We start from the raw sequence: 12,301 nt of genomic DNA, 5'->3' as shown, positions 1-12,301 counted from the left end.
TCTTTAACAATTTGGAAAGCTGATATATATCCCGAATATAATTACTTTATCAGTAATATATTCGAACGATGTTTATCTGGTGAGTGCGGTGTCGCGCTGTTACTCACATAACGATAAACATCACCGAGCATTTATTCTCCTCGAATAAATGTTCAACCTTGAAATAAGACTTCCTTATCTTATTTCATCTAATTCAAGTAGCTCACTATTAACACTTGTTGTTAATAAGAGTACGTGAAAATGTCAGACATGCATTTGATTGTGGATTTGTCTCCACAATACTTAAGACTACTTAGGGTTGTATGGTTAAGTGACTAAGCGTATGTGGTGGATGCCTTGGCAGTTAGAGGCGATGAAAGACGTGTTAATCTGCGATAAGCGTAGTTAAGGTGATAAAAACCGTTATAGACTACGATTTCTGAATGGGGAAACCCAGTGTCATAAGACACTATCACTGTGTGAATACATAGCACAGTGAGGCAAACCGGGAGAACTGAAACATCTAAGTACCCCGAGGAAAAGAAATCAACCGAGATTTCCTTAGTAGCGGCGAGCGAACGGGAATTAGCCCTTAAGCGGCATGGCGTCAGTGGAATGTTCTGGAAAGGACAACGATACAGGGTGATAGTCCCGTACACGAAGACAAAATGTTTGTGAAATCGAGTAGGTCGGCACACGTGAAATGTTGACTGAACATGGGGGGACCATCCTCCAAGGCTAAATACTCCTAACTGACCGATAGTGAACCAGTACCGTGAGGGAAAGGCGAAAAGAACCCCTGTGAGGGGAGTGAAATAGAACCTGAAACCGCATACGTACAAGCAGTGGAAGCCTTCGGGTGACTGCGTACCTTTTGTATAATGGGTCAGCGACTTATTTTTTGTAGCAAGGTTAACCGATTAGGGGAGCCGTAGCGAAAGCGAGTGTTAACTGCGCGTTTAGTTGCAAGGAATAGACCCGAAACCCGGCGATCTACCCATGGGCAGGTTGAAGGTTGAGTAACATCAACTGGAGGACCGAACACACGTATGTTGAAAAATGCGGTGATGACTTGTGGGTCGGAGTGAAAGGCTAATCAAGCCGGGAGATAGCTGGTTCTCCCCGAAATCTATTTAGGTAGAGCCTCGGACGAACACCATTGGGGGTAGAGCACTGTTAAGGCTAGGGGGTCATCCCGACTTACCAACCCTTTGCAAACTCCGAATACCAATGAGTGATATCCGGGAGACACACGGTGGGTGCTAACGTCCGTCGTGAAGAGGGAAACAACCCAGACCGCCAGCTAAGGTCCCAAAGTCATAGTTAAGTGGGAAACGATGTGGAAAGGCCCAGACAGCTAGGAGGTTGGCTTAGAAGCAGCCATCCTTTAAAGAAAGCGTAATAGCTCACTAGTCGAGTCGGTCTGCGCGGAAGATGTAACGGGGCTAAACTATGCACCGAAGCTGCGGATTCAAAATTTATTTTGAGTGGTAGGGGAGCGTTCTGTAAGCCGTTGAAGGTGAGTTGAGAAGCTTGCTGGAGGTATCAGAAGTGCGAATGCTGACATGAGTAACGATAATGGGGGTGAAAAACCCCCACGCCGAAAGACCAAGGTTTCCTGTCCCATGTTAATCAGGGCAGGGTAAGTCGGCCCCTAAGGCGAGGCGGAAACGCGTAGTCGATGGGAAACAGATTAATATTTCTGTACTTCTTTATATTGCGACGGAGGGACGGAGAAGGCTAAGCAAGCACGGTGTTGGTTATCCGTGTGAAAGTATGTAGGTTGAGAACTTAGGCAAATCCGGGTTCTTAAGACTGAGATACGAGACGAGACTCTACGGAGTTGAAGTTGTTGATGCCATGCTTCCAGGAAAATCTTCTAAGCTTCAGATATAAAGGAACCGTACCCCAAACCGACACAGGTGGTTAGGTAGAGAATACTAAGGCGCTTGAGAGAACTCGGGTGAAGGAACTAGGCAAAATAGTACCGTAACTTCGGGAGAAGGTACGCTGGCTCTTGTGAAGGACTTGCTCCGTAAGCATAGGTCAGTCGAAGTAACCAGGTGGCTGGAACTGTTTATTAAAAACACAGCACTGTGCAAAATCGAAAGATGACGTATACGGTGTGACGCCTGCCCGGTGCCGGAAGGTTAATTGATTGGGTTAGCTCTGCGAAGCTCATGATCGAAGCCCCGGTAAACGGCGGCCGTAACTATAACGGTCCTAAGGTAGCGAAATTCCTTGTCGGGTAAGTTCCGACCTGCACGAATGGCGTAATCATGGCCACACTGTCTCCACCCGAGACTCAGTGAAATTGAAATTGCGGTTAAGATGCCGTATACCCGCGGCTAGACGGAAAGACCCCGTGAACCTTTACTATAGCTTGACAGTGAACATTGCTCCTACATGTGTAGGATAGGTGGGAGGCTTTGAAACTTTGTCGCCAGATAGAGTGGAGCCAATCTTGAAATACCACCCTTGTATGCGTGATGTTCTAACCTAGGGCCCTTATCGGGCTTGGGGACACTGTCTGGTGGGTAGTTTGACTGGGGCGGTCTCCTCCCAAAGAGTAACGGAGGAGCACGAAGGTTGGCTAAGTACGGTCGGACATCGTACGGTTAGTGCAATGGCATAAGCCAGCTTAACTGCGAGACAGACACGTCGAGCAGGTGCGAAAGCAGGTCATAGTGATCCGGTGGTTCTGTATGGAAGGGCCATCGCTCAACGGATAAAAGGTACTCCGGGGATAACAGGCTGATACCGCCCAAGAGTTCATATCGACGGCGGTGTTTGGCACCTCGATGTCGGCTCATCACATCCTGGGGCTGAAGTCGGTCCCAAGGGTATGGCTGTTCGCCATTTAAAGTGGTACGCGAGCTGGGTTTAGAACGTCGTGAGACAGTTCGGTCCCTATCTGCCGTGGGCGTTTGAGAATTGAAGAGGGCTGCTCCTAGTACGAGAGGACCGGAGTGGACGAACCTCTGGTGTTCCGGTTGTATCGCCAGATGCATTGCCGGGTAGCTACGTTCGGAACTGATAACCGCTGAAAGCATCTAAGCGGGAAGCAGGCTTTGAGATGAGTTCTCACTGGGAATTTAATTCCCCTAAAGGGTCGTTGGAGACTACAACGTTGATAGGTCAGGTGTGTAAGGGTTGCGAGGCCTTGAGCTAACTGATACTAATTGCCCGTGAGGCTTAACCATACAACACCCAAGTGGTTTTGTTGTATGCTGACATGAATCGGTGAATAACATCGACATGAGTGCATTCATGCACGACATCACGTACTTGTGATACTTGAATTAACGGATACATCAGCCTTCTAAATTGTAATCAATTCGCCTAGCGACAATAGCGTTGTAGAACCACCTGAACCCATGCCGAACTCAGAAGTGAAATGCAACTGCGCCGATGGTAGTGTGGGAGTTCCCATGTGAGAGTAGGACATTGCTAGGCACCTATTACTGAAAAGCCCGCTCTATTGAGCGGGCTTTTTACTTTAAGCTCTTATTGCTTAGTAATTAAATACTAACCAATGACAGTTTATTGCTGGCAACCATAGCATTGTAGAACCACCTGAACCCATGCCGAACTCAGAAGTGAAATGCAATTGCGCCGATGGTAGTGTGGGAGTTCCCATGTGAGAGTAGGACATTGCCAGCAGCTCTTTTATAAGCCTAGCGTTAATGCTAGGCTTTTTTTATGTCTTTTTATAAGGGTTTATTATGAGTTGGCAGCCAAGCATGGATTGGGAAGCGGCAAAAAAGAGAGCCAAATTGCTGTCTACAATTCGACGTTTCTTTGAAGAAAGGGATGTTGTTGAGGTCGAGACACCATTGCTATCACAAGCCACAGTGACGGATGTCCATCTTGACGCTATACAAGCTAAGTATTCCTGGTCAGCCGAAGGAGAACAGCAGCTCTATCTACAAACGTCACCTGAATTCGCTATGAAGCGTCTATTAGCGGCAGGTTATCAATCGATTTATCAAATTTCAAAAGCATTTAGGGATGAAGCACAGGGCAGACTACACAATCCTGAGTTTACAATGCTCGAGTGGTACAGAATCGGTTTTACAATGGAAATGCTAATGGATGAAGTACAAGATCTCATCTGTCTAGTTTTAGGTATTAGTAAAACTGAGACTTTATCTTATCAAGCGTCCTTTATTCGCTATACACAGTTAGATCCATTAGAAGTAAAAATTGATGATTGTTTAACGTTTATTAGATGTCACGGAAAGTTAGAGCCTTGGCTTGAAGAAGTAAATGACCTTGATACTTTATTACAGTTTATATTTTGTGAGTTTGTCGAAGTAAATATAGGTAAGGAAATACCATGTTTTATTCACAGTTTTCCAGCTAGTCAGGCATCGTTAGCAGAAATTTGCGGTAATGATTCACGTGTCGCTCTGCGCTTTGAATGTTATTTTAAAGGCGTCGAGTTGGTGAACGGTTTTTATGAACTAACTGACTCAAAACAGCAAAAAACGAGATTTGAACAAGATAATTCTTCTCGTAATGCGAAAGGTTTACCGAGTAGAGAGGTGGACCATCGTTTTATAAAAGCGTTAGAAAGCGGATTGCCAAAATGTGCAGGTGTTGCTTTGGGGATAGATCGACTAATTATGTTAGCTCTGGAACAGAATACTATTGCTAATATAATGACATATACAATAGATAAAGCTTAGTTATATTTAAAAGAGATATTATCACAATTTATTTATGTGATAATATCTCTTTTATGCTATAGTAGCAAAACGTTAATTAATAAGGCTCCGTTAAGTGTTAGATCGAATAGGAATAGCAGCAACATCTTTATGTGCATTGCACTGCATTTTGCTCCCTATTTTACTGCCTGCCTTACCATTATTAGGCTTGAGTTTTTTAGCTGATCATACGTGGGAGCATGTGTTTTTAATTATTACTGCAGTACTAGGTACTGTTGCGCTTTTCTCTGGTTTTAAACGTTACCATAAGAAACTTTATCCTTTTTATCTCTTATATTTAGGTGTCGCTATATATTGGATAAAGCATGACTTTAGCATAGAACATCAGCCATTTTTTATTGTAACTGGTGCCTTATTAATTGTGGCAGCACACTTTATCAATATGAAATTATGTAATAGTTGTAAGCAGTGTACCAACGATGATTGTGCTGCGTAACGAGTGCAGCACAACTGATATCATTTGACATTAATCTACATATCAAAATCTTTAAGTTTCCTTGTTAACGTATTACGCCCCCAACCTAACTTTTTAGCCGCTTCTTGTTTATGACCGCCAGTGAATGACAATGCTCGTTGTAGCATTATCTTTTCAAATTCAGGTGTTGCATCATCTAAAATAGCGCTGCGACCTTTGGCAAGTTGTTCGTCCATCCAATTACTTAACAGTGCTTGCCAATTTTCACCTTGTTGACCTTCTGAAGCTGGAGTTTCATATAGCTCTTGAGGTAAGTCTTCTGCAAGGATTTCTTTACCACTTGCCATCACGGTTAGGAATCGACAAATATTTTCTAACTGTCTAACGTTTCCAGGCCAATTACTTTGCTTTAATTGTGCTACTGCAGACTTGTTTAATATTTTTGGCTCAACGCTTAGCTCTTCAGCAGCTAACTTCAAAAAGTGATTTGCTAATTGCTCTATATCTTCTTTTCGTTCCCTTAGAGATGGTAAGTGAATGCGAATAACATTTAACCGGTGAAATAAGTCTTCTCGGAAATCACCTGTACGTACTTTTTCTTCTAGATTTTGGTGCGTAGCTGCAATAATACGTACATCGACTTTAATCGGTGAATGGCCACCAACTCGATAAAATTGTCCATCGGCCAACACTCGTAACAATCGTGTTTGAACGTCTAGTGGCATGTCACCAATTTCATCAAGAAATAGAGTGCCATTGTGTGCCTGCTCAAAACGGCCTTGTCTTACTGAATTTGCACCAGTAAATGCGCCTTTTTCGTGTCCGAATAATTCGGACTCAATGAGATCTTTAGGTATGGCAGCCATATTAAGTGGGATAAAAGTTTCCGAAGATCGTGGACTATGCATGTGAAGAGCATGTGCCACTAGCTCTTTACCAGTACCAGATTCACCATTAATTAGCACACTAATACTTGAACGAGATAGTCGGCCAATAGCTCTAAATACTTCCTGCATAGCAGGAGCTTCACCGATAATACCAACCGTTGTCGAATTAGACTGTACCTGCTTAGCTTTTGCACTTTGCTCTCGAGCATGAGTAAGTGCTCTTTGTGTTAAGGTTACGGCATCGTCAATATCAAAAGGTTTCGGTAAATATTCAAACGCACCGCCTTGATAGGCATTCACAGCGCTATCTAAATCAGAATGAGCCGTCATGATGATAACAGGGATGTCTGGGTATTGTTGGCTAATTTTGTTAAGTAGTGCCATACCATCCATATTAGGCATTCTTATGTCAGATACAATAACTTCAGGTTGGCCATGATCTAGCGCGGTTAAAAGGTTTGCGGCATTTTCAAATGAGGCTGAAGTGATATCTGCACTTTTAAATGCTTTTTCTAATACCCAGCGAATAGAGCTGTCGTCATCTACTATCCATACTTGTTCAGCTATCATAATTTTGTCTCATCGGAAATTGGTAATAAAATGGTAAATTCGGTTCTACCTGGTCGGCTTTTACAAGATAGTTTTCCATGGTGCTGGTGAATTAAGGTTTGAGATATGGACAATCCAAGCCCTGTACCGTTTGAGCGGCCTGACACCATTGGATAAAAGAGTGTGTCTTGTATATCTTCTGGGATGCCAGGACCTCGGTCTATGATACTGAGCATTATAGATAATTTAACGCGTTGACCATTAATGGTCTGGTTACTCGCTACCCTTGTTTTCAAGGTTATTTCACTTTCAGGCTCTATGGCTTGTATCGCATTGTTAACTATATTCAGAATAGCTTGTTGTACTTTGTCAGCATCGAATGCGATATCTGGTATTGAAGGATCGTAATCTCTTATAACTTGAATGTTTTTTTCATTATCAAAGCTAACTAATTGAGTTACCTTCTCTAGGACGATATGGATGTTTTGAACTTCCATTTTTGGAAGTTGGTTTGGTCCTAATAGGCGATCAACTAGGTTTCTTAAGCGATCAGCTTGTTCAATAATCATTGAAGTATATTCTTGTTGTTCGCTATTCAGTTCTTTTGTTAATAGCTGGGCAGCACCTCTTAATCCACCAAGTGGATTCTTAATTTCATGCGCTAACCCCCTGATTAGGTCACGAGCTGACTCCCATTGTTGCTGCTGAAAAGCTTCTGCACTAATTTGTTTTTGTTGATCGATTTGCTTTAATTCCAACAATATGTGTGGTTGTTGATTGAACTCCGTGGCAGATGCGGTTACTTCTGCTGTAAACGTATAGTGATCGCCTAATTGGATGCTTACGTCACTGTCGTTAAACTCTTGACCACTTTCAATAACTTGCTGCAATCGAATCGCGCCAATTGTGCTATTTGGGAATACATCATCAAAGGCTAAATTAAATAGTCTTCTATAGCTCTTTCCTAGTAACGCTTCTGCAGAAGGGTTCAAGTACTGAATGGTGAGCTTTTCGTCGAGGACTATTACTGCAGTAACTAGCTGATTAGCTAATTGTTGCTGATAAATTGCCTTATGTTTGAATAAATCAGTTCGGTTATACAACAGATGACTCCGTTTGCACCATAGTTGTGCATTATGTCTGTAACTATAAATTCAAACCGTTTTATTTGCACGTTAAAGCGCTAGTTTACTGAGGCTCTATGCATATAAAAGGTTACTGGCTCTGATGATGCAATAACCTTGCCTTTCTCGTTGATAAGTTCAATTTTAATTTGATGCTCGCCGCGGTCTATATTTCTAAGGGCAAACATGGAGTGGGTTTGGGGTTTGTTGTATGGCTTACCATCTAAAAATAGCTGTACACGAAAGCCACGTTTAAATACAGGTCTTATACCACCGGCAACATACACTGAACCGCTATTATCTCTAATAGTGGCATTCTGTTCTGGTTGTGTAACGACAACTTCGTATTTGTCTTCTAATACTTGAGGTTTAATATCGAGAATTGAGGTGTCAATTGAAGGTAAAACTGCTGCTTCGTCTTTGACTTTCACTTCCTCAGCACCAGGTCTAGGGCTGTCGGAAAATACTAGCACACCGTTTTCATCACGCCATACGTACACTTTTGCTTGTCCAGCCCACACGGGGAATGACAAGGTCGTGGCGAGTAATAAAAATAGTAAGTGCTTCATATGCTTGAAAGTTGCTCCTGCAATTGTCTATTAGATAATCTAAACAAAATATACAATTTGTGCCACAAAAAAAGCTCACCGAAGTGAGCTTTTTTGTACATATTTGTTACGTTAACTAAATATTAACGATTAAACGCTGTAGTACATTTGGAATTCTACCGGGTGAGTAGTTGAATTTAATGTTTCAACTTCGTCACGCTTAAGGCCAATGTATGCATCAATCATATCTGCATCCATAACACCACCAGCCATTAAGAATTCTTTATCTGCTTCTAATGCATCAAGTGCTTCTTCGAAAGAGGCTGCAACTTGTGGAATAGCTGCTGCTTCTTCCGCAGGTAGGTCATATAAATCTTTATCCATAGCATCGCCAGGGTGGATTTTGTTTTTGATACCGTCAAGGCCAGCCATTAACATTGCAGAGAATGCTAAGTATGGGTTAGCTGTCGGGTCAGGGAAACGTACTTCGATACGACGTGCTTTCGGAGAAGGAACTACTGGAATACGGATTGAAGCTGAACGGTTACGTGCAGAGTAAGCAAGCATAACTGGTGCTTCAAAACCTGGTACAAGACGCTTGTATGAGTTAGTTGAAGCGTTAGTAAACGCGTTTAATGCTTTGGCGTGCTTAATGATACCGCCGATGTAGTAAAGTGCAGTTTCTGATAAACCACCGTACTTGTCACCAGCAAATAAGTTAACACCATCTTTTGCTAAAGATTGGTGAACGTGCATTCCTGTACCGTTGTCTCCAACAATTGGTTTAGGCATGAAAGTCGCTGTTTTTCCGTAAGCGTGCGCTACGTTGTGAACAACATACTTGTAGATTTGTACTTCATCAGCTTTCTTTACCATAGTGTTGAAGCGACAAGCAATTTCGTTTTGACCAGCCGTAGCTACTTCATGGTGATGTGCTTCAACGACTAAGCCCATTTCTTCCATGACTAAACACATAGCTGAACGAAGGTCTTGTGAAGAATCAACTGGAGCTACTGGGAAATAACCACCTTTAACGCCAGGACGGTGACCGTGGTTACCATCTTCATAATCTGTTGCACCATTCCATGCTGCTTCTTTATCATCAATTTTGTACATTGAACCAGACATATCTGTGTGGAATTTCACATCGTCAAATACGAAGAACTCTGGCTCAGGACCAATTAATACTGTGTCAGCAATACCCGTAGAGCGCATGTACTCTTCAGCACGATGAGCAACTGAGCGAGGGTCACGGCTGTAGCCTTGCATTGTAGAAGGTTCAACGATGTCACAACGAATATTCAACGTTACTTCTTCAGTGAACGGGTCTAATACTGCAGTATCAGCGTCTGGCATTAAAACCATGTCTGATTCATTAATACCTTTCCAACCAGCGATAGATGAACCATCGAACATTTTACCTTCTTCGAAGAAATCTTCATCGACCTGATGGTAAGGAAGAGAAACGTGCTGCTCTTTACCTTTAGAATCAGTGAAACGTAAATCAACGAACTTAACGTCGTTTTCTTTGATTAAATCTAAAACTGCTTGTGACATTAGTGTCTCCAGTGAAGTTATCTATAAATTAAAAAATGCGCTGCATTCTGCTTGGGTCATTACTAGCTAAAATTATGCCAACACAAAAATGCAGTAAAATCAGGCACTGCCCGATAGCATAGAAATTTTTTTGCACTATATTGGTGCTTATATGTGATCATGATGGTGCAACAAGAGTGTAGAAAACATTTTTGCCTTATACCAGTGCAAATATCAAATCGTCAGCGGTTAAATATGAACTCGATCACTAAAGTGCGATTTATTTTATTTGTCACACTGACTCCTGTATAATCCGCGCCCAATTATAGCCTTATGAGCAAAAGCCCGTGTTAGATAAATTACGTAATATCGCCATCATCGCTCACGTTGATCATGGTAAAACCACATTAGTGGATAAATTGTTAGAACAATCAGGCACTTTAGGTGACCGTTCGGATCATGATGAACGTGTTATGGATTCAAACGATATTGAAAAAGAACGCGGTATCACTATTTTAGCTAAGAACACGGCTATTAACTGGAACGACTACCGAGTAAATATTGTAGATACTCCAGGTCACGCCGACTTTGGTGGTGAGGTTGAGCGCGTAATGTCAATGGTAGATTCAGTGCTATTGATTGTTGATGCGCAAGAAGGCCCAATGCCTCAAACGCGTTTTGTTACGCAGAAAGCATTCGCTCAAGGCTTAAAGCCAATTGTAGTTATCAACAAAATTGATAAGCCAGGTTCTCGTCCTGATTGGGTAATGGATCAAGTATTCGATTTATTCGACAATCTAGGCGCTACCGATGAACAGTTAGACTTCCAAGTAGTTTACGCATCAGCGATTAATGGTTGGGCAACTAAGGAAGAAGGCGAAACTGGTACGGATATGACTCCGTTATTTGAGACAATTATCGATCAAGTGCCAGCACCAGATGCAGATCCTGAAGGTGCATTCCAAATGCAGATTTCACAATTAGACTATAGCTCTTACCTAGGTGTAATTGGTGTTGGTCGTGTTACTAGAGGTTCTGTAAAACCAAATCAGCAAGTGACTATTCAGACTGCTGCTGGTCAAGTTCATAATGGTAAAGTAGGTAAAGTATTCGGTTACTTAGGTCTAGATCGTCATGAAGTTGACAAGGCTGAAGCAGGTGACATTATTGCTATTACTGGTTTAGGTGAACTTAAAATTTCAGACACAATTTGTTGTCCAAATGAAGTAGCACCATTACCAGCGTTATCTGTTGATGAACCAACAGTAACCATGACATTCCAAGTAAATACATCACCGTTTTCTGGCCAAGAAGGTAAGTATGTTACCTCACGAAACATTAAAGATCGCTTAGATCAAGAACTGATTCACAACGTTGCTTTACGTGTTGAACAATTAGACGACCCAGACAAATTTAAAGTATCTGGTCGTGGTGAGCTTCACTTAGGTATTTTAATTGAGAATATGCGCCGTGAAGGATATGAAATTGCCGTTTCTCGTCCTGAAGTAATCATGCGTGAAGTTGATGGGCAAATTGAAGAACCATACGAAACGGTAACAATTGATGTTGAAGAAGAGCATCAAGGTTCGATTATGGAGAAAATGGGTCTGCGTAAAGCGGAACTTACTGATATGGCGCCAGATGGCAAAGGCCGTATACGTATGGACTTTATCATGCCAAGTCGTGGCTTAATTGGTTTCCAAACTGAGTTTATGACGCTAACGTCTGGTTCTGGTTTGATTTACCATACTTTTCTTCAATATGGTCCACACAAAGGTGGTGAAATTGGTCAGCGCCTTAATGGTGTGCTTATTTCAAATGCTCAAGGTAAAGCACTAACCAATGCACTATTTAACTTACAAGAGCGTGGTCGCTTGATGATAGGCCATGGTGTTGAAGTATACGAAGGTATGATCATTGGTATTCATAGCCGTGATAATGACTTAACAGTTAATGCCCTTAAAGGTAAGCAACTTACTAACGTTCGAGCGTCTGGTACTGATGATGCACAAGTATTAACACCACCTATTAACATGTCGTTAGAGCAAGCTTTAGAGTTTATCGATGATGATGAATTAGTAGAAGTGACTCCTGAGAATATTCGAATTCGTAAGAAATGGCTGAAAGAGTCAGACCGTAAACGCGAAAGTCGCACGAAAAAATAAGCACTTTATAAGTTACTAATAAAAAACCGCACCTTTATGTGCGGTTTTTTTTGGGGGAGGTGTTCTTAACGCGTTAAGTTTTAATATGGAGTTTATCCACGCCTTTAATTAGGTGGCCTCGCGGATGTTTATGTTACATGTGTTACAAAATTGTAAGTTGAGTAAATGTCGGAATATCAAATTTGTCATTTCCTTGTAAGACATGTCTTAAAATCATGCCGGAGATATAGTGCTTCTCCATAGTGCTAAATATGTAAAGTTATGTTTTATTTATAAAAAAAACAAATTAAGGCTAAAAGTAATATTTCAAAAATAAAGATTTACACCTTAGCAACTGGTGAAGTGAGTGATGACTGCTAAAATTTATA

7 protein-coding genes and 3 rRNA genes are annotated in these 12,301 nt (G+C 41.8%); 6 read left to right on the top strand and 4 right to left on the bottom strand.

All coding sequences use genetic code 11. The features are described from left to right. The first annotated feature begins 304 nt into the window (after positions 1-304). The 5 genes from HII17_RS18775 (at position 305) to HII17_RS18755 (ending at position 5,145) form a co-directional block, all read left to right on the top strand. Positions 305-3,182: ribosomal RNA gene (locus HII17_RS18775) — 23S ribosomal RNA — on the top strand. Between the two features lie 138 nt (positions 3,183-3,320). Continuing rightward, positions 3,321-3,435: ribosomal RNA gene (rrf, locus tag HII17_RS18770) — 5S ribosomal RNA — on the top strand. 92 nt (positions 3,436-3,527) lie between these two features. Then, positions 3,528-3,642 (top strand): 5S ribosomal RNA (rrf, locus tag HII17_RS18765). A gap of 62 nt (positions 3,643-3,704) precedes the next feature. Continuing rightward, on the top strand, positions 3,705-4,670 hold the full coding sequence (epmA, locus tag HII17_RS18760) for an elongation factor P--(R)-beta-lysine ligase (RefSeq protein ID WP_169076911.1): 966 nt from the start codon (positions 3,705-3,707) through the stop codon (positions 4,668-4,670). A gap of 94 nt (positions 4,671-4,764) precedes the next feature. Further along, positions 4,765-5,145 (top strand): MerC domain-containing protein, encoded by a 381-nt coding sequence (locus tag HII17_RS18755; RefSeq protein WP_169076910.1) that lies wholly within the window; start codon positions 4,765-4,767, stop codon positions 5,143-5,145. A gap of 35 nt (positions 5,146-5,180) precedes the next feature. Here the strand turns inward: HII17_RS18755 and glnG are convergent, their stop codons facing one another. From glnG to glnA, 4 genes are all read right to left on the bottom strand, one after another. Further along, positions 5,181-6,581, bottom strand: a complete 1,401-nt coding sequence (gene glnG, locus HII17_RS18750) for a nitrogen regulation protein NR(I) (protein ID WP_169076909.1) — start codon at positions 6,579-6,581, stop codon at positions 5,181-5,183. Next, complete coding sequence (gene glnL / locus HII17_RS18745; protein ID WP_169076908.1) at positions 6,578-7,663, bottom strand: nitrogen regulation protein NR(II); 1,086 nt, start codon at positions 7,661-7,663, stop codon at positions 6,578-6,580. Before glnL ends, glnG begins: the two co-directional genes overlap by 4 nt. An 80-nt stretch (positions 7,664-7,743) precedes the next feature. Beyond that, positions 7,744-8,253 carry a DUF4124 domain-containing protein gene (locus HII17_RS18740; RefSeq protein ID WP_169076907.1) on the bottom strand — a complete coding sequence of 170 codons (510 nt, stop codon included), beginning with the start codon at positions 8,251-8,253 and terminating at the stop codon, positions 7,744-7,746. Between the two features lie 129 nt (positions 8,254-8,382). Beyond that, the gene (gene glnA / locus HII17_RS18735) at positions 8,383-9,789 is read right to left on the bottom strand and encodes a glutamate--ammonia ligase (protein ID WP_169076906.1); all 1,407 of its coding nucleotides are present in this window, start codon (positions 9,787-9,789) and stop codon (positions 8,383-8,385) included. 326 nt (positions 9,790-10,115) lie between these two features. Here glnA and typA point away from each other — a divergent pair, with 326 nt between their 5' ends. Beyond that, positions 10,116-11,933, top strand: a complete 1,818-nt coding sequence (gene typA / locus HII17_RS18730; protein WP_169076905.1) for a translational GTPase TypA — start codon at positions 10,116-10,118, stop codon at positions 11,931-11,933. Positions 11,934-12,301: the final 368 nt, after the last annotated feature.

The sequence above is a fragment of the Thalassotalea algicola genome (genome assembly GCF_012932965.1).
In the GTDB taxonomy this organism is placed as follows: Bacteria; Pseudomonadota; Gammaproteobacteria; order Enterobacterales; family Alteromonadaceae; genus Thalassotalea_F; species Thalassotalea_F algicola.
Note: the sequence above shows the minus strand (reverse complement) of the source record. Positions and strands in the feature narration are given on the sequence as shown.

Bases quoted from the DNA above. Each gene is read 5' to 3' on its own strand.
- glnA (WP_169076906.1), bottom strand. From the start codon at position 9,789: ATGTCACAAGCAGTTTTAGATTTAATCAAAGAAAACGACGTTAAGTTC.
- HII17_RS18740 (WP_169076907.1), bottom strand. From the start codon at position 8,253: ATGAAGCACTTACTATTTTTATTACTCGCCACGACCTTGTCATTCCCC.
- epmA (WP_169076911.1), top strand. From the start codon at position 3,705: ATGAGTTGGCAGCCAAGCATGGATTGGGAAGCGGCAAAAAAGAGAGCC.
- glnG (WP_169076909.1), bottom strand. From the start codon at position 6,581: ATGATAGCTGAACAAGTATGGATAGTAGATGACGACAGCTCTATTCGC.